This is a genomic window from Streptomyces sp. NBC_00086 (genome assembly GCF_026343255.1).
GTDB lineage: Bacteria > Actinomycetota > Actinomycetes > Streptomycetales > Streptomycetaceae > Streptomyces.
On record NZ_JAPELZ010000001.1, the window covers coordinates 124,253 to 143,601 of the forward strand.

Genomic DNA, 19,349 nt, shown 5'->3' on the forward strand with positions numbered 1-19,349 from the left:
TCGTGCGGCCGACGCTAAGCGCTGGAGTGCACTTCAACGCAAGCGTTGATCAAGGGGATTGCCGCCGCGGCACCGGACGGCACGATCCGGAAGAGACGGCCTAGCTGTATTGATCACGAGCGTTGTTGACACTGCCGAGGTCTTGAACATGGCGAAGACCTCCGGTGTGGTGGGAGCTGTCTAGGAACCCATTGCACGACGGAGGTCTTCGTGTCCCACCGTAATGCCCGGCTGACCGTCTTCGGTAGGCGCCTGCTGGTCGAACGAGTCCGCTCGGGCCGCCCCGTCGCGCACGTCGCGGCCGAGATGGGTATCTCGCGGGCCACCGCCCACAAGTGGGTCCGCCGATGGCGGACCGAGGGCGAAGCGGGCCTGCACGACCGATCCAGCCGGCCGCGCACAACACCGCACCGCACGACCGCAGCGGTCGAAGCCCGGGTCTGTGACCTGCGCAGAACCCGAAAGCTCGGCCCTGCCCGGATCGGCCCGATCCTGGGGCTGCCCGCCTCGACCGTGCACCGGATCCTGACCCGCCACGGTTTGGGCCGCCTGGCCTGGCTGGACCGGCCCACCGGGCAGCCGATCCGCCGCTACGAACGCGAGCACCCGGGCGAACTCATCCACGTCGACATCAAGAAACTCGGGAACATCCCGGACGGTGGCGGCTGGCGCACGGTCGGCCGGACGGCAGGCGACCGAAACCGCCAGAGCAGCACCACCGAGCGCAGAAGCTCCACGCCAGTGATCGGCTACTCCTACGTCCATTCCGCGGTCGACGACCACTCCCGTCTGGCCTACAGCGAAGTCCTCACCGACGAACGCAAGGAAACCGCCGCCGGGTTCTGGCAACGGGCGAACGTCTTCTTCACCCGCCACGGCATCACCGTCGAACGCGTCCTGACCGACAACGGCTCCTGCTACAAGTCGAAGCTGTTCACCCAGGCCCTGGCCGCGGCCGGCATCGCCCACAAGAAGACCAGGCCCTACCGGCCACAAACCAACGGGAAAGTCGAACGCTTCAACCGCACCCTCCTGGACGAATGGGCCTACCTACGGCCCTACACCTCCAACCAGGAACGGACAGCGGCCCTGGCAGACTTCCTCCACACCTACAACCACCACCGCAGCCACACCGCACTGGGCGGACACCCACCCATCACCCGAGTCAACAACCCTGCGGGTCAATACACCTAGCCGCTGCGGGTCAACGTCTCGGGGGCGCCCGCCGACTGGGCCCCTTCGACCTCCAGCTTCAGGCGGTCCGGTTCCGCCAGGGTCAGTACGTAGAGGTTGCCCCGGGGGCAGTCGAAGGTGGCCGCGGGGTCGGTCGGGTGGGTGGTCACTGCCGCGAAGACGGCCCTGTCCCCGCTCGTCTGCCGGAGTTCCAGCGCCTCCGTGCACCCCAGGTTCCGCCCGGTGGCGGTCTCCGTCACCTCGCTGACCTGCCGGCCCACGAGGTCTCCGACGGAGCCCGCGTTCAGCGTGACCGTGACGGAGAACTCGCCCGTCCTGGCCTGCGAGACTCCGTCCGCGTCGGGTGTCCCGGGACCTGTGCCGGTCCACGTGCCGATCCAGGACCGCGGCATCGCCGACGCCGAAGCGGACGGGGTCGCCGATCCGTTCCCTCCGCCGTCCCCCTTCCCGTCCCCGCGACCACTCCAAGGCATCTTGATCACGAGGGTGGCCGCGACGACGAGAGCGGCGACGCCGACGGCCGCCACCGGCATCCAGGGCACGCGCCGCGGCCCGGAGGGGAGTACGGAGGGCGGCGGCGGTGTCGCCGCGAACGCTGCGGGAGGTGCCACAGGAGGCATGGGCACGGGTACCGGCACCGGTACCGGCACCGGCACCGGCACCGGCTCGGACGCGGCAAGGGTGCGGCGTAGTTCGGCCTCCCGGTGGCTCACCTCCGCCGCCAGCGCGGGTGGGAGCACCCCGCTCCACTGCTCCCCTGCGGCGCCGGTCCCGGCCACCCTGGCCAGTACCTCGTCGGCGGTCGGGCGCCGCCCCGGCTCCTTGGCCAGGCACTCCCCCAGCAGGGAGCGGAGCCCCTCGGGAACGCCGTCGAGGGCGGGCTCGCCGTGCACGATCCGGTAGAGGAGGCCGGCGAGCGAGGGCTCCTCGCCGTCGGCCAGGAACGGGCTGCGGCCGGTGGCCGCGTGGACGAGGACCGCGGCGAGCGAGAACACGTCCGCCGGAGCTTCGGTGACGGCTCCGGTCGCCTGTTCCGGCGCGAGGAAGCCGGGCGTGCCGATGACCGCGCCGGTCCGGGTGTGGCGCGGATCCTGCACGGCGCGCGCGATGCCGAAGTCGATGAGGAAGGGCCGCTCCCGGCCGAGCAGCACGTTGCCGGGCTTGATGTCGCGGTGGACCATGCCCACCGCCCGTACGGCCACGAGGGCGGCGAGGAGTTCCCGCGCCAGGCTCCACAGGGCCGGCTCGGGCAGCGGTCCGTGCCGGTGCACCCATTCGCCCAGGGAGGGCGCGGCGACGTACTCCGTGGCGAGCCATTGCGGGGACGCCCCGGGAGCGCTGAAGTCCACCACGGAGACCGTCCACGGGGAACGTACGCGGTCGTTGGCGCGTATCTCCCGCGCGAAGCGGTCGGCGAACTCGGGATCCCGGCTCAGTTCCCGGTGGACGGTCTTCAGGGCCAGCGGCCGGCCGGACGCCGTACGGGCCAGGAAGACCTCGCCCATCCCGCCCTCGCCGAGCCGTGCCAGCAGGCGGTACCCGCCGATCTCCGGCGGGTCGCCGGGCCGCAGTGATTCCACCGACTCCCCCTGTCAGGACGGCTGTTGTCCGTACGCACGGGGCGCACGGACCAGCCGGTGGAGTCACCTTAGAGGAACGCTCCGGGGGGTGGTTCGTCAGGACACCATGATGAAGCGCAGGGCGAGGGCCTTGTCGGTCGTCCAGTGGGTGACGCGGAGGAAGTCGTTGTAGTACAACGTGTCGACGCCGGGCATGGCGACCTTGATCGGCTCGCCGATCTTGCTGCCGGACGTGCGGTCCTGGAGCTGGACGGTGATGCTCTTCGTCGGCGCCTCGTCCATGGGGCCGTTGAGGACCATCGCGGCGTACGCCACCTTGCCGGGAGCGAGGGTGGCGTACGGGTCCTTGGGCGCGGGGACGAGCTTGATGTCGGGGACCAGCCCGCGGGCTCCCCCGAGCTGGACGTGGGGGTAGTGGTAGACGGCGCAGGTCTTGCTGCCGGTGTTCTCGATGGTGAAGAGGACGTGCCGGACGGACTCGCCCGGGTCGTCCGCGCTCGTGGCGGTGATCGAGACGGTGCCCGCGGTGCAGAGGGCGAGGGCGCCGTCGCCGCCACCACCGGTCTTCGTCGGTGCGGGGCTCGGCGTCGCCGAGGGCGTGTCGTCGGGCTTCTGCGTTTCCCGTGAGGCGCTCGCGCTCGGCGAGGGCGCCTGTGAGGTCGGCGCGGTCGCCGATCCCGAGGGCTTGCCGTTGTCCGGGCCGTCGCCCTCGTTCGGCGAACACGCCGTGGACGCGAGCAGCGCGGCGGCCGTCGCCGCCCCGAGGACGTGGGCCTTCCAGTTCCTGTGGCTGGTGCGAGCAGAAATGTTCATGGTGCATCCCCCGTTGCCGGCCCTGTGCGGCCGCTGTCGACCCTCGATTATGAGCGCAGACGGCGCGCACCGATCGGCCGCTGCGCCGCGGTCCGGGTGTCGACGTATTGGCCGCCCGGCCTGCACTAACGGGTTGCCCTTGTCCTCGGCATCTCATACCCCTGTTACCGACTGGGGACAAGGAAGGGATCGTTCCGTCAGGGGGCCGGACGGCCGCGGGGCAGCTACCGCTGTCAGCCGGTGGGCTGGGAGAGCACATCGCGTGCCGTGCGCGGTTCCCGGCCCAGGAGCTCGCCGAGCAGGGGGTCGACGCCGGCGAAGCCGTCCTGCCGTGCGTTGCGGTAGAAGCCGAGGAGGAAGCCCGCCATCCGCTCGTCCACGCCCCGGGCGACCCCGCCTCGCCCGGGCCGGGCTCCTGCGCGTGCCCGAGCGGCGCGCCGGTGACCTCATCCGGTCGGCCGGTACGGGCACCGTGTTCACCCTCATCGGCCAACCCGAGGGCGAACGCGACATGACCCTCGCCGACCTCGCCCGGGAGGCGGTCTGCACGGCCATCCTGGCCGGCGCACCCGCCGCGGCACCGGCCGGTCCGGTCGCCGCCGCCGTCACCCTGCGCGCCGCCCTGCCCGAGCTCACGGAGCTCACCCCCAACGAACGCGCACTCCTCGGCGACTGGCTGGACCGCGTCTCCGGCCGGTAGGAGCCGCACCGCCCCCTGCGACGTACGCCCTCTACCTCCAGGCCGTGCGGCGAAACCCCTGACGGCTACGCTCCGTACATCCCCCTGCACCCGGACATCCCGTTGCGCCCGGCCCGAGAGCCCCGCCCCGGCGCAACGATCTCCGCGCGGGACGCGGCACCCGGCCCCGGTGACCTCGGTCCGCACGGCTCCGCCGCGGCGCACGACGTCCAGCAGCCCTCGATCGCGCAAGGCGCAGGCGGACAGCCGTTCGGCCGACGCCATGCCAGCTGCTCGCCGGCATCCAGCGGCCGCCGAAGCCCCCGCCGGTGGTCGTTCGACGGGGAGCAGCGGTGTGTGTACTCACCACACGCTTCACCGGCCGCATCCCCCGCAGCCGTACCGGCGCCCATCGTGGCGCCCGATATACCCCGAGCCATCCCACACCTCCCCGGAGTGACCGGGAGTGATGCCCGTCACTTCCAGTGACGGATGGGACATAGCTTCCATGAACCGGGGCAACCGGGAACGAGCAACGCCCCCGCGGGTAAGTCGCGGTGGCGGAATCGGAGGTACAACAAGTCGTGTCCGAGCAGACGACCATCCACATCGCCGGGACCTGGCGTTCCGCGGTATCAGGAGCCACCCGAGAGGTCCTCGACCCGGCGGATGCCACGGTCCTCGCCGTCGTCGCCGAGGGCGGCACCGCGGACACCGACGCGGCCGTCAGCGCCGCCCGCGCGGCCTTCGACGGCGGGGAGTGGCCCCAGACCCCCGTCCTGGAGCGCGCCGCCCTGCTGCGCCGCACCGCCGACCTGCTCCACCGCGACCGCGAAAGCCTCGGGCTGCTGGAGAGCCGCGACGCGGGCAAGACCCTGGAAGAGGGCCGCGTGGACGTGGACTGCGTCGCCGACGCCTTCCGCTACTTCGCCGACCTCGTCGCCGGAGAGAGCGCGGGCCGCGTGATCGACGCCGGCACCCCCGACGTCCACAGCGTCGTCGTCCACGAGCCCGTCGGGGTCTGCGCCCTGATCACCCCGTGGAACTACCCCCTCCTCCAGGCCTCCTGGAAGATCGCTCCCGCCCTCGCCGCGGGCAACACCTTCGTGCTCAAGCCCAGCGAGATCACCCCGCTGTCCACGGTCGCCCTCATCGGCCTGCTGGTGGAGGCAGGTCTCCCGGCCGGCGTCGCGAACCTGGTCACCGGCCCCGGCGACCCCGTCGGCGCGCGCCTCGCCGCCCACCCCGACGTCGACCTCGTCTCCTTCACCGGCGGTCTCACCAGCGGTACGAAGGTGATGCGTGCGGCCGCAGACTCCGTCAAGAAGGTCGCACTCGAACTCGGCGGCAAGAACCCCAACGTCGTCTTCGCCGACGCCTGCGCCACCGAGGAAGGCTTCGACACCGCCGTCGACCAGGCCCTCAACGCCGCCTTCATGCACAGCGGCCAGGTCTGCTCCGCCGGCTCCCGGCTCATCGTCGAGGAGAGCGTCGCCGAGCGCTTCGTCGCCGAACTCGCCCGCCGGGCCGACCGGATCCGCCTCGGCCGCGGCACCGACCCGGGCGTGGAATGCGGGCCGCTGGTGTCCGCCGCCCAACGCGAACGCACCGAGGAGTACGTGGCCTCCGCCCTCGCCGAGGGAGCCGTACTGCGCTCCGGGGGCGAACGCCCCGACGGGCCCGGCTACTTCTACCGGCCGACGGTCCTGGACCGCTGCCACCGCGGGATGCGCGTCGTACGGGAGGAGGTCTTCGGGCCGGTCCTGACCGTCGAGACCTTCCGTACCGAGGCCGAAGCCGTCGCGCTCGCCAACGACACCGAGTACGGGCTCGCCGGCGCGGTGTGGACCTCCGACCCGGGCCGCGGGCGCCGCGTGGCCGGCCGGCTGCGCCACGGCACCGTCTGGATCAACGACTTCCACCCCTACCTCCCGCAGGCGGAGTGGGGCGGCTTCGGCAAGTCCGGCATCGGACGCGAACTGGGCCCGTCGGGACTGGCCGAGTACCGCGAGTCGAAGCACGTGTACCAGAACCTCGCCCCGCGCCCCGTGCGCTGGTTCGCGGGATGAAGGAGGAGAGCATGACCACCCCCACGCACAGCACCACCCCCACGGAGCAGGAGTACGACTACGTCGTCGTCGGCGGCGGCACCGCCGGCTCCGTGATCGCCTCCCGCCTCACCGAGGACCCGGCCGTCACCGTCGCCGTCATCGAGGGCGGTCCCAGCGACGTCGACCGCCCCGAAGTCCTCACCCTGCGCCGCTGGATGGGCCTGCTCGGCGGCGAGCTCGACTACGACTACCCCACCACCGAGCAGCCCCGCGGCAACTCGCACATCCGCCACAGCCGCGCCCGCGTCCTCGGCGGCTGCTCCTCGCACAACACTCTGATCGCCTTCAAGCCGCTCCCGTCCGACTGGGACGAGTGGGCGGAGTCCGGAGCCGAGGGCTGGCACGCGGCCGCCATGGACCCGTACTTCGACAGGCTCCTCAACAACATCGTCCCGGTCGACGAGAAGGACCGCAACGCCATCGCGCGCGACTTCGTCGACTCCGCGCAGAGCGCCCTGGGCGTCCCGCGCGTCGAGGGCTTCAACCGCAAGCCCTTCCACGAGGGCGCCGGCTTCTTCGACCTCGCGTACCACCCCGAGGGCAACAAGCGCTCCTCCGCGTCGGTGGCCTACCTCCACCCCGTCATGGACGAGCGCCCCAACCTGACGATCCTCCTGGAGACCTGGGCCCACCGCCTGGAACTCGACGGCACCCGGGCGCGCGGGGTCCGCGTACGTGCCTCGGACGGTACGGAGTCGCTGGTCACCGCACGCCGCGAGGTACTGGTGTGCGCCGGCGCAGTGGACACCCCCCGGCTGCTGCTGCACTCGGGCATCGGCCCGCGCGCGGACCTGGAAGCCCTTGGCATCCCCCCGGTGCACGACCTGCCCGGCGTGGGGGAGAACCTGCTCGACCACCCCGAGTCGGTGATCGTCTGGGAGACCGACGGCCCGATACCGGAGAACTCCGCGATGGACAGCGACGCGGGGCTGTTCGTCCGGCGCGACCCCGAATCCGCCGGACCCGACCTGATGTTCCACTTCTACCAGGTCCCCTTCACCGACAACCCCGAGCGCATCGGCTACGAACGGCCCGCGCACGGCGTGTCGATGACCCCCAACATCCCCAAGCCCCGCAGCCGCGGCCGCCTCTACCTGACCAGCGCGGACCCCGAGGTGAAACCGGCCCTGGACTTCCGCTACTTCACGGACGAGGACGACTACGACGGCCGGACCCTGGTGGACGGCATCAAGCTCGCCCGCGAGATAGCCGCGACCCAGCCGCTCGCCGGCTGGCTCAAGCGAGAAGTGTGCCCCGGCCCGGAGATCACCGGCGACGAGGAGCTGAGCGCCTACGCCCGCTCCGTCGCGCACACCGTCTACCACCCGGCCGGCACCTGCCGGATGGGCGCCGCCGACGACCCCGGCGCCGTCGTGGACCCGGACCTGAAGATCCGCGGGCTCGAAGGCATCCGCATCGCGGACGCCTCCGTCTTCCCCACGATGCCCGCGGTCAACCCGATGATCGGAGTGCTCATGGTCGGCGAAAAGGCAGCCGAACTGCTGGCCCGCGAAGGCGGTACCCGGTGAACACGACCCCTGCCACCCCCGCCGCACCCCCCGTCTTCGCCGTGGACGGCCTGTGGAAGGTCTTCGGCCCCGAGAAGGCTGCCGCGAAGGTCCCCGGCTCCGCCGACGCCGACCTGTCCGCCGCCGAACTGCGCGAGCGCACCGGCTGCACCGCCGCCGTCCGCGACGTCACCTTCGACGTCCGCAAGGGCGAGGTCTTCGTCGTGATGGGCCTGTCGGGCTCCGGCAAGTCCACCCTCGTACGCTGCCTCACCCGGCTCATCGAACCCACCGCCGGAAGCCTCGCCATCGACGGCGAGGACGTCCTCGCCATGGACGCCACCCGGCTGCGCGCCCTGCGCCGCCACCGCGCCGCCATGGTGTTCCAGCACTTCGGCCTGCTCCCGCACCGCACCGTCCTCGACAACGTGGCGTACGGACTGGAGATCCAGGGCGTCGGCCGCGGCGACCGCCGGGACAAGGCCGCCGAACTCGTCGCCAAGGTCGGCCTCGAAGGACTCGAGGAGCGCCGCCCCGCCCAGCTCTCCGGCGGCCAGCAGCAGCGCGTCGGCCTGGCCCGCGCCCTCGCGGCCGACCCCGAAGTGCTCCTGTTCGACGAGCCGTTCAGCGCGCTCGACCCCCTCATCCGCCGGGAGATGCAGGAGGAGGTCACCCGGCTCCACCACGAAGAGGGCCGCACCATGGTCTTCATCACCCACGACCTCACCGAGGCCCTGCGCCTGGGCGACCGGATCGCGCTGATGCGCGACGGCCGCATCGTGCAGCTCGGCACGCCCGAGGAGATCGTCGGCTCGCCCGCCGACGACTACGTACGGGACTTCGTCCGCGACGTCCCCCGCGAACAGGTGCTCACCGTCCGCACCGCGATGCGCCCCGCCACTGCCGGCGAGGCCGAACAGGGACCCGCGCTCCACCCCGCCACCACCGTGGTCGAGGCCATCCAGGCCGTCGCCCGCAGCGGCGGCCCGGCCCGCGTCGTCGACCGCGGCCGCTGCCTGGGCGTCGTCGACGACGCGGGGCTGCTCGCCGTCGTCGCCGGACTCCCCGCCGCCACCGGACGGGGGGTGGCGGCATGACCCGCCCCACCCCTTGCACGGCCACCGTCCCCGATGCCCGGAGGTGGTGCGCATGACCGCGACCCCGACCCACACCCCGACCGACGCCCGCGCCGACGCCCCTTCGGAAGCCCCGCAGTCCGCCGAACGGCCCGCCGGCCCGCGTCACTCGCGTACCACGTCCGCGCAGCAGGACCGCCCCCGCAGAGCCCTGCCCGGCCGCGCCGGGCGTCGCGGAGTCCTCCTCCCGATGGGCGTCGCCGTCGCCCTGCTGATCCCGCTCGCCGTGGTCTTCCCGGGCGCCGGCAGCTGGCCCGCGGCCCTGGCCGTCGACCTGTCCGGCCCGCTCGGCCGCGCCGGCGACTGGATCATCGACCACCGCGACAACCACCCTGTGTTCCTCTACTTCTTCGGCCACATCAGCAACGCCGTCGTGGTGTCCGTCCGCGCCGTGTACGTGCTCCTGCTCGCCGCCGGCTGGACCGGGGTCACCGCCCTGGCCGCCCTGGTCGCCTGGCGCCTCGCCGGCATCCGGCTCGCCCTGACCTGTGCCGCCGCCTTCGCCGCCTGCGGACTGCTCGGCATGTGGGTGCCGACCATGCAGACCCTCGCGCTGATGGCCGTCGCCGTCGCCGCCTCCGTCGTACTGGGCGCCCTGCTGGGCCTCGCCGCGGGGCTCTCCCCGCGCGCCGACCGCGCCCTGCGCCCCGTACTCGACACCATGCAGATCCTGCCGGCCTTCGCGTACCTGCTGCCGATGGTGCTGGTCTTCGGCATCGGCGTGCCCGCCGCCGTCCTCGCCACCGTGGTCTACGCCGCGCCGCCCATGGCCCGCCTCACCGCCCTCGGCCTGCGCGAGGCCGACGCGGGAGTCATGGAAGCCGCCGCCTCGCTCGGCGCCACCGGACGCCAGCGACTGCTGACCGCCCGCCTTCCGCTCGCGCGCCGACAGCTCCTGCTCGGCGTCAACCAGGCCATCATGACCGGCCTGTCCATGGCCGTCATCGCCTCCGTGATCGGCGCGGGCGGCCTCGGCGACCGCGTCTACCAGGCCCTCGCCTCCGTGGACGTCGGAGCCGCCCTGGCCGCGGGCATCCCGATCGTGCTGCTCGCCGTGGTGCTGGACCGCACCGCCGACGCCGCGGGCCGCCGGATCGGCGCCACCGTGCCCGTCGGCGAACAGGGCCTGCTGCGCCGGGTGTTCTCGGGCTGGTACGGCCTCCTCCTCACCCTCCTCGCGGCGGTCGCCGCCGCCGTGGCCGGGCGCATCGCCGGCAGCACCCTGTGGCCCGAGTCCTGGACCGTCTCCCTCGCCGCTCCGGTGAACTCGGCCGTCGCCTGGATGACCGACCACCTCTACTCCGGCGTGCCCGTCGTCGGCGGCACCGCCGACTGGGCCGCCCGCTTCACCGGCTGGATCCTCGACCCGCTGCGCAGCGGACTGCAGGCCGCCCCCTGGTGGCTGCTCCTGCTCGTGGCCGCCGCTCTCGCCCTGCTCGCGGGCACCTGGCGCACCGCACTCACCGCGGTCCTCGCCCTGGGCGCCGTCGGAGTGCTCGGCGTGTGGGAATCCTCCCTGGACACGCTCTCCCAGGTCCTGGCCGCCGTGGCGGTCACCCTCGTACTGGGCTTCGCGATCGCCGTCGGAGCCGCCCGCAGCGCCCGCGCCGAGCGGCTGCTGCGGCCCGTACTCGACGTGTGCCAGACCCTGCCGCAGTTCGTCTACCTCATCCCCGTGGTCGCGCTGTTCGGCGTCGGCCGCGCACCGGCCGCCGCGGCCGCCGTCGTGTACGCGCTGCCGGCCGTCGTCCGGATCACCGTCCAGGGCCTGCGCGAGGTGGACCCGACCGTCGTCGAATCCGCACGCTCGCTCGGCGCGACCCGCTCGCAGCTGCTCCGGCAGGTCCAACTGCCCCTGGCCCGGCCGGCGCTGCTGCTGGCCGTCAACCAGGCCGTGGTCCTGGTCCTCGCCGTCGTCATCATCGGCGGCCTCGTCGGCGGCGGCGCGCTCGGCTACGACGTCGTCCTCGGCCTCGCCCAGGGCGACCTGGCCACCGGCCTGGTGGCCGGCGCCGCGATCGTCTGCCTCGGCCTGCTCCTCGACCGCGTCACCCAGCCCGTGAAGGAGGCCTGACATGCGCGACACAACCCCCCGGCGCACCCTGCGCGGCCGACGCGGCGCGGCCGTCCTGGCCGCCGCGACCGGACTCGCCGTCCTCACCGGCTGCGGGGCCGCCGACATGACCCGCCAGTCATCCCCGTACGCCGCCGCACAGGGCGCGAAGACCGTCACCCTCTCCGTCCAGTCGTGGGTCGGCGCCCAGGCGAACACCGCCGTCGCCTCCTACCTCCTCGAACACGAGCTGGGCTACCGCGTGGACACCGTCCAGGTCGACGAAGTCCCCGCCTGGGACGCCCTCAGCCAGGGCCGCGTCGACGCGATCCTGGAGGACTGGGGCCACCCCGAGCAGGAGAAGCGGTACGTAGAGGGCAAGAAGACCATCACCCCCGGCGGGGACCTCGGCGTGACGGGCCACATCGGCTGGTTCGTCCCCACGTACTTCGCCGAGGCCCATCCCGACGTCACCGACTGGAAGAACCTCGACAAGTACGCCGACCAGCTGCGCACCCCCGAGAGCCGTGGCAAGGGCCAGCTGATGGACGGCTCCCCGTCCTACGTCACGAACGACAAGGCACTGGTGAAGAACCTGGGCCTGGACTTCGAAGTCGTCTTCGCCGGCTCCGAGGCGGCCCAGATCACCCAGATCAAGCAGTTCGCCAAGGAGCACAAGCCCTTCCTGACGTACTGGTACGAGCCGCAGTGGCTCTTCGAGCGTGTCCCGATGACCGAGGTGAAGCTCCCCGAGTACACCGAGGGCTGCGCGGACGATCCGCAGAAGGTGGCCTGCGCCTACCCGAACACACCGCTGCAGAAGTACCTGAACACGCGCTTCGCGGAGTCGGGCGGAAAGGCGGCCGACCTTCTGAAGAAGTTCCACTGGACCAAGGCGCAGCAGAACGAGGTGTCCCTGATGATCGCCGAGGAGAAGCTGTCGCCGCAGCAGGCGGCGAAGAAGTGGGTGGAGCGCAACGAGAACGTGTGGAAGCCCTGGGTGGAGTGACCGACCCCGCGCCCTCCCCGGCGGCGGCGATCGCCGTCCCGTCGGACGGGACCACCGCGAACACCTCGATTCCCCCGGCATCCGGTGGCGTTGCCCCGCGCCCCGGGCGCGGGGCCCCGGAGCCGGCCGCGTGCGGCGGGACCGCGAGCCCCCCACCCCCGTGGGGGGACTCCGCTCCGTCCGTGCGGTCCGTGCGACTCCGTACCGTGCGGGAACGATCGCCACACTACGGCCCGGCAGTTCACCTCCCCAGGGCCGCACGCGCCAGCAAGGGGACCGGCCGCGCCACGGGGGACACTGCACGCCATGTTGGGGACCGCAGGCCCCTAACCCCCGCGGTGACCTGGTAATTCACCCTGGACTATGCTCTGCCGCTGTGGTCTCGCACGCACTTCAGGGGACAACCTCCTCCGCCCTCGCCCGTCTCAGCGTCAACGTCGCGCGGCTGGTCGGCATAGGCCCTCACGGGTACGCCCACTTGCCGGGCATGGCGCCCCAGCACCTCAACGACGACCTGTTCCGCACTCCCGCGGCGACGGCCATCCGGATCGCGGAGCTCACGACGGTCCACGCCCCCTGGACCGAGATGTCCGTGCTGCTGGCGCGGGAGTCGAGCGTGGGCGCCCTCGGGGTCTGGGACTACCTGATCACCTCCGCGCCCACTCCGCTCGAAGGGATCCGGGACGCCGCGGCCCACTTCGACTCCGTCGCCGACCCCCTGACGGACGGCATGCGGATCACCGAGGACGGCGAACGCGTCACCATCAGCCACGTCAATCGGGCCGACATAGCCCACGAGGCGGCCTGCGGCATCCGCGGCTACGCCCTCGGTCTGTACCGGCGCCGGCTCGGCGAGGCCGCGGGGCGGTGCCTCGTTCCCCTGCACGCCACCCTGGCCGCCAAGGCGCCGCCGCGCCACGACGCCCTGATCGAGCTCTACGGCACCCGGAACATCGAGTTCGAGGCCCCGGCCAGTTCGATCACCTTCCTCGCCGCCGACCTGAGCGCCCCCGCGCCGTACGCCCAGCCCGGGCTGTCGGCCGTGCTCCGCCGGCACGCCGAGCAGGCCCTCGCCAGCACGATCCCGCTGCACGACTGGCTGGATCTGTTCCGTACCGCCCTCGCCTCCGCCCACGACGAGGGTGCGCCGACGCTGTCCTCGGTGGCGCGGCGCATGACCATCAGCGCGCGGACCCTCCAGCGCCGGCTCGAAGAACACGGCACGACGTGGAGCGAGGAGGTCGAGTCCGTGCGCCGGGACCACATCGCCCGGCTGCTCCACGACACCGACCTCAGCGTCGACTCGATCGCGGCCCGGAGCGGCTACGCCGACGCCCGTGCTCTGCGCCGGGCCGTCAAGCGCTGGTACGGCACCACACCCGCCGCCCTGCGCCGCGCCGGACGCGGCGAGCACGATCAGGCCGGGGCGTAACCGCGGGACCGGGCGTGGTCGTGGGCGAGCCGGGTGAAGGCGCCCGCGGCGGCGCTGCGGTAGGCGTTGTCGCGCCCGAGGAGGGCGACCGTGCGGGTGGGCAGGGCCGGTTCGAGGGGGACGGGGACGAGGTGGGGGTGGTCCTCCGTGACCGCGTCGGGCAGGACGGTCGCAAGGTCGGTGCGCCGGACGATCTCGGTGAGGGTCTGGACCGAATTGGCCTCCACCGCGATGCGCGGTCGCACCCGGTGGCCGGCCAGGTAGGCGTCGATATGACCCCTGGTGGCGAAATCGCCACTGAGCAGAGCTAGTTGACGGTTCGCCATGTCTCTTACGCTCAGGGGTTGTTGCGGACCATCGGCAGTCGGGTGGGCGGCGGTGACGAGGCTGAGGGTCTCGGCGTACAGCGGGGTCGCGGTGATGCCGGGCAGGTGCGGGCCGTCGAAGGCGATCCCCAGGTCGAGTTCGTCGGCGAGCAGGCCGGCTTCGATGCGGTCCTGGGCCATGTCCTTGACGTCCAGGGTGATGCCGGGGTGGCGGGCATGGAACTCCGCGGCCAGCGGCCCGACCAGGTAGGCGGTGAACGTCGGTGTCACGGCCAGCCGGAGGTGGCCGCGCGAAAGGTCGGCGACGTCGTGGACGGCGCGTTCGGCGGCGGCGAGGTCGCGCAGGGCCCGGCGGGCGTGGTGGACGTAGGTTTCGCCGGCATCGGTGAGGCGGACTCCGCCGCGGCCGGTGCGGTCCAGGAGCTGGACGCCGACGGTGCCTTCGAGCTGCTTGATCTGCTGGGACAGGGTCGGCTGGGAGATGCGCAGTTCTTCGGCGGCGCGGGTGAAGCTGGCGTGTTCGGCGACGGCGAGCAGGTAGCGCAGGTGACGGAGTTCCAGGGCCATGGAGTCGAGTATAGATCCCATCTATGAGTGACATGGGTAATGCGTCTTGGACGCTATAGGTGCAGGTCGTGCATGGTGGATCTCGTCGGCCCCACGGGTCGGCAGTGATCGAAGGGAGTGACCATGCACGACCTCATCGAGGGCGTCGCGCAGTTCCGGCGGGAGGTCTACCCGGCCAAGGCGGAGCTCTTCGCCCTGCTGGCGACGCAGCACCGCCCGCGCACCCTGTTCATCAGCTGCTCCGACGCCCGGGTGGTGCCGGAGCTGATCACCCAGAGCGAGCCGGGCGAGCTGTTCGTCATCCGTACCGCCGGCAACCTCGTGCCCGCCCACACCCCCGGCACGGACGGGGTGGCCGCCAGCATCGAGTACGCCGTCGCGGTCCTGGGCGTGAGCGACATCGTGGTGTGCGGGCATTCCGCTTGCGGCGCGATGACGGCCCTGGCCGAGCGGCACGACCTCAGCGCCGCCCCGGCGGTCGCCGGCTGGCTGCGCCACGCCGACGCCTCGCTCGCCCGTACCGGCGCCGGGCAGGACGGGCGCAGGGTCGATGCCCTGGTACGGGAGAACGTCCGCGCGCAGTTGGCGAACCTCGCGACCCACCCGTCGGTGGCCCGCGCCCTGGCCGCGGGGTCGGTGACCCTGCGCGGCTGGGTCTACGACATCGGGGCCGGGGGTGTCGAGGAGCTCGACGCCCCGCGCCCGGTCTCCCCCGCGGTCTGACCACCGCCACCCCTCGGGTCCCCGACCCGCATTCCCGCACCCCATCCGCGCCATCCGCCGCTCTCCCCCACCCCGGGTGAGCGGCTCACCGAAAGGAAGCCCTCTCATGGTGCACGCCCAGTTCGACAACACCGCCCGTCAGGCCCTGGCCGTCAAGGCCGTGGACGCCAAGATCCGCGAGGACCTGACCTGGCAGCGGATCGCGGACGCCGCGGGCCTGTCGGTCGCCTTCGTCACCGCGGCCGTCCTCGGCCAGCACCCGCTGCCCCGGGCCTCGGCCGAGGCCGTGGCCGCCCTCCTGGGCCTGGACGCCGACGACGCGCGGCTGCTGCAGACCATCCCGAGCCGCGGCTCGGTCCCCGGCGGCGTCCCCACCGACCCGACGATCTACCGCTTCTACGAGATGCTCCAGGTCTACGGGACCACGCTGAAGGCACTGGTCCACGAGCAGCTCGGCGACGGCATCGTCTCCGCGATCAACTTCAAGCTCGACGTGAGGAAGGTCGCGGACCCCGACGGCGGCGAGCGTGCGGTCATCACCCTGGACGGCAAGTACCTGCCGACGAAGCCCTTCTGATCCGCTCCGGGCAGCCGGGATCAGCGGTGCAGCCGGCGGGTCCAGTCCTCGGGCACCCGGCCCGACGGGCCCGGGGCCGGTTGGTCGGACGGGTGGCCGGACGGTGGGGTCAGCTCGGGGCCGGTCTCGTACAGCTCGTCGGCCGCGAAGTCCCAGAACCAGTCCTCGCCCGGTTCGTAGCTCTGTACCACCGGGTGCCCGGTGGATTTCCAGTGCCCGGTGGCGTGCTGGGCGGGCGAGGAGTCGCAGCAGCCGATGTGGCCGCACTGGGCGCAGCGCCGCAGGTGGAACCACCAGCCGCCGACCGCATCGCAATCGGCGCAGCCGCTACCGGAGGGCGGGACGCTCGGGTCGACTCCGTCGATGGCGGTCATACGGGCTCCTCGGTCTCGGTCTCGGTCTCGGTCTCGGTCTCGGTAACGGCATCGGCATCGGCATCGGCATCGGCATCGGCATCGGCATCAGGTTCCGCGGCGGTCAGCGGCAGCAGCACCTGGAAGCGGGTGTCCCCCGGGACCGACTCGACCTGGAGGCTGCCGTGGTGCTTGTTGACCACGATCCGCCAGGAGATGTCCAGACCGAGACCGGTGCCCTCGCCGACGGGTTTGGTGGTGAAGAAGGGGTCGAAGATGCGGCTGCGGATCTCGGACGGGATGCCGGGCCCGGTGTCGCGGAACTCCACGAGCAGCCGGTCGCCCGTCCGGGCCGTGTGGACGGTCAGCGTGCCCTCGCGGTCGGTGCTGCTTATGGCGAACACGGCGTTGTCGATGAGGTTGGTCCACACCTGGTTGAGTTCCGCGGGGTAGGCCGGCACGTCCGGGACGGAGCGGTCGTACTCCTTGACCACCCGGATGCGGGGGCCGATCTTGCCGGAGAGCATCAGCAGGGTGCTGTCGAGGAGTTCGTGGACGTCGACGACCCGGTGCGGGGCCCGGTCGAGCTGCGAGTACTGCTTGGCGGCGTCCACGAGGTGGGAGATGCGGGTGGTGGAGTCGTCGATCTCGTCCATCAACAGCTCGGTCTCGACCGTGTAGTTGAGCCAGCCGATGGCCGACGGCAGGAGGTCCTCGGCGACGCTCGACGCGACCTGCTCCAGCCAGTCGGTGTCCAGGCCGGCCTGGACGAAGACCGGAGCGACCCGCCAGCCCTCGGGGAAGCCGTGGTCCTCCAGCCAGTCGGCGATCTCGTCCTCCCGGTCGGAGGCTTCGAGGGGGCTCAACGCGGGCGCCTTGGCGACGCGTTCGACGGTGCGTTCCTGGATCTCGATGAGTTCGGCGATCGCCTCGCGGGGGTAGTTCCCCTGGGAGATGTGGGCCAGTTTGTGCCGCATCTTGCCCACGCGTTCGCGCAGGGTGGCCGTGGCCCGGACGGCCGCCGCGGCCGGGTTGTTGAGCTCGTGGGTGAGGCCCGCGGACAAGGAGCCCAGCGCGAGAAGCCGTTCGCGCTGGCCGATGACCTGCTGGGTGCTCCTGGCGCCGAAGAAGAGGCCCTCCAGCAGGTGCGCGGCCATCGGGAACCATTCCCGCATGACGTCCGAGAAGGACTGCGCGGGCAGGACGAAGAACCTCGTCGGCTCGGTCACCCGCATCGAGTTGTTGTAGGTCTGCTGGACGCGGTCGCCCAGGTAGGCCTGCATGGCGCCCGCGTACACCCCGCGCTGCGAGGTCCGGCCGACCTCCACCTCGTCGCCGCCGACCCTGCGGGACAGGACGACGGTGCCCTCGATCATCACGTAGAAGCAGGTGGCGGGATCGCCCTCGGTGTACACGGGGCCGGTGTCGAACCGCTCCACGCGGCCCTCGGCGCAGAGCCGCCCGAGCTGCTCCGGGGTGAGCTTCTCGAAGAGGAAGAGCGAGCCGATCTCCTGCGGGGAGCAGGGCATCGCCTGCCCGCTCACGACTCCTCCAGGTACCGGTGGACGAGCATCACGGCCATGGCTCCCTCTCCGACGGCTGATGCGACCCGCTTCGCGGACCGGGCGCGCGCGTCGCCCGCCACGAACACGCCGGGCACGCTGGTCTCCAGGTGGTAGGGCGGGCGGTCCAGCTCCCATTCGGCCGGGGGGCGCCCGTCCGGGGTGAGGTCCGGCCCGGCCAGGATGAAGCCGTGGTCGTCGCGCAGCACCGTACCGTCCAGCCAGTCGGTGAGCGGGGCCGCGCCGATGAACACGAACATCCACTGGGTGTCGACGAGTTCGGTCGCGCCGGTGTCCACGTCGCGCAGGGTGAGCTGCTCCAGGTGGCCGTCGCCGTGCGCCGATTCGACGGTGGTGCGGGTGCGCACCGTGATGTTGGGCATCTCCTCGATCTGCTGGATCAGGTAGTACGACATGGACGCGGCCAGGGACTGCCCGCGCACCAGGAGCGTCACCGATTTCGCGCCCCGGGCGAGGTACATGGCGGCTTGCCCGGCCGAGTTGGCGCCGCCGACCACGTACACGTCCTGTTCCAGGCAGGAGGAGGCCTCGGTGAGCGAGGAGCCGTAGTACACGCCGCGGCCGGTGAGGCCGTCGCAGCCCGACGCCCCGAGCTGGCGGTAGGTGACGCCGGTGGCCAGGATGATGCTCCGCGCGCCGATCGCCGAGCCGTCGGAGAAGCGGACGAGGCGGGCCGCGCCGTTGACCTCCAGTCCGGTGACCTCGCGTGCGGTGAGGATCTCGGCGCCGAAGCGGCCGGCCTGGCGGCGGGCGCGTTCGGTGAGCTGGGATCCGGACACGCCGTCCGGGAAGCCGAGGTAGTTCTCGATGCGGGAGCTCTGCCCGGCCTGTCCGCCGGTCGCGGACCGCTCGACCAGTACGGTGCGCAGCCCCTCGGAGGCCCCGTACAGCGCGGAGCCGAGACCGGCGGGGCCGCCGCCGATCACGACGAGGTCGTAGAAGTCGGCCGTCGGTGTGGTCGCGAGGCCCACGTGGGCGGCGAGGTCGGGTGCGTCCGGCTCGATCAGTACGGTGCCGCCGGGGGTGATCACCACGGGCAGTCGCTGTCCGTCGGCCCCGGCCGCCCGCAGGAGCCGTCGCCCCTCCGGCTCCTCGCAGGAGTACCAGCGGTACGGGACCTGGTTGCGGGCCAGGAACTCCCGGACGGCCGACGAGGGGGCCGACCAGCGGTGTCCGATCACCTTGGTGGCGGGCACGGGCCGGTGGTCGCCGGTGCGCCAGGCGGTGAGGAGGTCGTCCACGACCGGGTAGAGCTTCTCCTCGGGCGGGTCCCACGGTTTGAGGAGGTAGTGGTCCAGGTCGACGACGTTGATCGCGTCGATCGCCGCGTTGGTGTCGGCGTAGGCGGTCAGCAGGACGCGGCGCGCGCCCGGGTACACGGTGATGGCTTCTTCGAGGAACTCGATGCCGTTCATCTGCGGCATGCGGTAGTCGGCGAGGATCACCGCCACCAGGTCGCCGCGGAGCTTCAGCTCGCGCAGTGCCTCCAGCGCGGACTCGCCGGATTCGGCCCGCACGATCCGGTAACCGGAGCCGTAGCGCCGCCGCAGGTCTCGGGCGATGGCCCGGGACACTCCCGGGTCGTCGTCCACGGTCAGGATCACGGTCCGTGCCGTGTCGGCGACCTCTGTCATGGCTCTCCCGCCCCGAGCGGCCTGGACTGGCGGCATCGCGGCGAGCCGCCCGCACCCGGTTCCCGTCCATC

At 72.3% G+C, this 19,349-nt stretch carries 17 protein-coding genes; 10 read left to right on the plus strand and 7 right to left on the minus strand.

Annotation, left to right across the window (positions count from 1 at the left end; translation table 11 throughout):
• Nucleotides 1-210 precede the first annotated feature (210 nt).
• Complete coding sequence (locus tag OG276_RS00580; RefSeq protein WP_266901552.1) at nucleotides 211-1,194, plus strand: IS481 family transposase; 984 nt, start codon at nucleotides 211-213, stop codon at nucleotides 1,192-1,194.
• Here OG276_RS00580 and OG276_RS00585 read toward each other — a convergent pair.
• The 3 genes from OG276_RS00585 to OG276_RS00595 all read right to left on the minus strand — a co-directional run bounded on the left by OG276_RS00585 (nucleotide 1,191) and on the right by OG276_RS00595 (nucleotide 3,967).
• Nucleotides 1,191-2,774, minus strand: coding sequence for a serine/threonine-protein kinase (locus OG276_RS00585; RefSeq protein WP_266901554.1), 1,584 nt, complete (start codon nucleotides 2,772-2,774; stop codon nucleotides 1,191-1,193). The two genes, OG276_RS00580 and OG276_RS00585, sit on opposite strands and share 4 nt — an antisense overlap.
• Before the next feature lie 96 nt (nucleotides 2,775-2,870).
• Nucleotides 2,871-3,587: a DUF4232 domain-containing protein gene (locus OG276_RS00590; protein ID WP_266901556.1), complete on the minus strand. Its 717-nt coding sequence runs from the start codon at nucleotides 3,585-3,587 to the stop codon at nucleotides 2,871-2,873.
• A 233-nt stretch (nucleotides 3,588-3,820) separates the two neighbouring features.
• Nucleotides 3,821-3,967 carry a hypothetical protein gene (locus tag OG276_RS00595; protein ID WP_266901558.1) on the minus strand — a complete coding sequence of 49 codons (147 nt, stop codon included), beginning with the start codon at nucleotides 3,965-3,967 and terminating at the stop codon, nucleotides 3,821-3,823.
• A gap of 41 nt (nucleotides 3,968-4,008) precedes the next feature.
• Between OG276_RS00595 and OG276_RS00600 the strand changes: the two genes are divergently transcribed.
• The 7 genes from OG276_RS00600 (at nucleotide 4,009) to OG276_RS00630 (ending at nucleotide 13,515) form a co-directional block, all read left to right on the plus strand.
• Nucleotides 4,009-4,287 (plus strand): hypothetical protein, encoded by a 279-nt coding sequence (locus OG276_RS00600; protein WP_266901560.1) that lies wholly within the window; start codon nucleotides 4,009-4,011, stop codon nucleotides 4,285-4,287.
• A 563-nt stretch (nucleotides 4,288-4,850) separates the two neighbouring features.
• Nucleotides 4,851-6,335 carry an aldehyde dehydrogenase family protein gene (locus tag OG276_RS00605; protein WP_266901562.1) on the plus strand — a complete coding sequence of 495 codons (1,485 nt, stop codon included), beginning with the start codon at nucleotides 4,851-4,853 and terminating at the stop codon, nucleotides 6,333-6,335.
• Nucleotides 6,336-6,346: 11 nt separating this feature from the next.
• Entirely contained in the window at nucleotides 6,347-7,906 is a 1,560-nt protein-coding gene (locus tag OG276_RS00610) for a GMC family oxidoreductase (protein ID WP_266901564.1), read from the plus strand.
• Nucleotides 7,903-8,982, plus strand: a complete 1,080-nt coding sequence (locus tag OG276_RS00615) for a glycine betaine/L-proline ABC transporter ATP-binding protein (protein ID WP_266901566.1) — start codon at nucleotides 7,903-7,905, stop codon at nucleotides 8,980-8,982. Before OG276_RS00610 ends, OG276_RS00615 begins: the two co-directional genes overlap by 4 nt.
• Before the next feature lie 52 nt (nucleotides 8,983-9,034).
• A complete protein-coding gene (locus OG276_RS00620) occupies nucleotides 9,035-11,095 on the plus strand; it encodes an ABC transporter permease subunit (RefSeq protein ID WP_266901568.1) in 2,061 nt (686 codons plus the stop codon).
• 106 nt (nucleotides 11,096-11,201) lie between these two features.
• Nucleotides 11,202-12,083 carry an ABC transporter substrate-binding protein gene (locus OG276_RS00625; RefSeq protein ID WP_266912437.1) on the plus strand — a complete coding sequence of 294 codons (882 nt, stop codon included), beginning with the start codon at nucleotides 11,202-11,204 and terminating at the stop codon, nucleotides 12,081-12,083.
• A 487-nt stretch (nucleotides 12,084-12,570) separates the two neighbouring features.
• Nucleotides 12,571-13,515: an AraC family transcriptional regulator gene (locus tag OG276_RS00630; protein ID WP_266901570.1), complete on the plus strand. Its 945-nt coding sequence runs from the start codon at nucleotides 12,571-12,573 to the stop codon at nucleotides 13,513-13,515.
• Here the strand turns inward: OG276_RS00630 and cynR are convergent.
• Entirely contained in the window at nucleotides 13,500-14,408 is a 909-nt protein-coding gene (gene cynR, locus OG276_RS00635) for a transcriptional regulator CynR (protein ID WP_266901571.1), read from the minus strand. The genes OG276_RS00630 and cynR overlap by 16 nt on opposite strands.
• 123 nt (nucleotides 14,409-14,531) lie before the next feature.
• Here cynR and OG276_RS00640 point away from each other — a divergent pair, with 123 nt between their 5' ends.
• Nucleotides 14,532-15,131, plus strand: a complete 600-nt coding sequence (locus OG276_RS00640; RefSeq protein WP_266901573.1) for a carbonic anhydrase — start codon at nucleotides 14,532-14,534, stop codon at nucleotides 15,129-15,131.
• A gap of 106 nt (nucleotides 15,132-15,237) precedes the next feature.
• On the plus strand, nucleotides 15,238-15,708 hold the full coding sequence (cynS, locus tag OG276_RS00645; RefSeq protein WP_266901575.1) for a cyanase: 471 nt from the start codon (nucleotides 15,238-15,240) through the stop codon (nucleotides 15,706-15,708).
• A 20-nt stretch (nucleotides 15,709-15,728) separates the two neighbouring features.
• On the opposite strand, the gene OG276_RS00650 is transcribed toward cynS, so the two are convergent.
• From OG276_RS00650 to OG276_RS00665, 3 genes are read right to left on the minus strand one after another with little or no spacing between them, the layout of a single operon-like run.
• Nucleotides 15,729-16,082: a UBP-type zinc finger domain-containing protein gene (locus OG276_RS00650; protein WP_266901576.1), complete on the minus strand. Its 354-nt coding sequence runs from the start codon at nucleotides 16,080-16,082 to the stop codon at nucleotides 15,729-15,731.
• Nucleotides 16,079-17,605: an ATP-binding protein gene (locus tag OG276_RS40750; RefSeq protein ID WP_323182300.1), complete on the minus strand. Its 1,527-nt coding sequence runs from the start codon at nucleotides 17,603-17,605 to the stop codon at nucleotides 16,079-16,081. The genes OG276_RS00650 and OG276_RS40750 overlap by 4 nt, the downstream gene beginning before the upstream one ends.
• Nucleotides 17,602-19,278, minus strand: coding sequence for an FAD-dependent oxidoreductase (locus OG276_RS00665; protein WP_266901577.1), 1,677 nt, complete (start codon nucleotides 19,276-19,278; stop codon nucleotides 17,602-17,604). The genes OG276_RS40750 and OG276_RS00665 overlap by 4 nt, the downstream gene beginning before the upstream one ends.
• Nucleotides 19,279-19,349 lie beyond the last annotated feature (71 nt).

Bases quoted from the DNA above. Each gene is read 5' to 3' on its own strand.
- OG276_RS00590 (WP_266901556.1), bottom strand. From the start codon at position 3,587: ATGAACATTTCTGCTCGCACCAGCCACAGGAACTGGAAGGCCCACGTC.
- OG276_RS00610 (WP_266901564.1), top strand. From the start codon at position 6,347: ATGACCACCCCCACGCACAGCACCACCCCCACGGAGCAGGAGTACGAC.
- OG276_RS00620 (WP_266901568.1), top strand. From the start codon at position 9,035: ATGACCGCGACCCCGACCCACACCCCGACCGACGCCCGCGCCGACGCC.
- OG276_RS00625 (WP_266912437.1), top strand. From the start codon at position 11,202: ATGACCCGCCAGTCATCCCCGTACGCCGCCGCACAGGGCGCGAAGACC.
- OG276_RS00630 (WP_266901570.1), top strand. From the start codon at position 12,571: ATGGCGCCCCAGCACCTCAACGACGACCTGTTCCGCACTCCCGCGGCG.
- cynR (WP_266901571.1), bottom strand. From the start codon at position 14,408: ATGGCCCTGGAACTCCGTCACCTGCGCTACCTGCTCGCCGTCGCCGAA.
- OG276_RS00640 (WP_266901573.1), top strand. From the start codon at position 14,532: ATGCACGACCTCATCGAGGGCGTCGCGCAGTTCCGGCGGGAGGTCTAC.
- cynS (WP_266901575.1), top strand. From the start codon at position 15,238: ATGGTGCACGCCCAGTTCGACAACACCGCCCGTCAGGCCCTGGCCGTC.
- OG276_RS00650 (WP_266901576.1), bottom strand. From the start codon at position 16,082: ATGACCGCCATCGACGGAGTCGACCCGAGCGTCCCGCCCTCCGGTAGC.
- OG276_RS00665 (WP_266901577.1), bottom strand. From the start codon at position 19,278: ATGACAGAGGTCGCCGACACGGCACGGACCGTGATCCTGACCGTGGAC.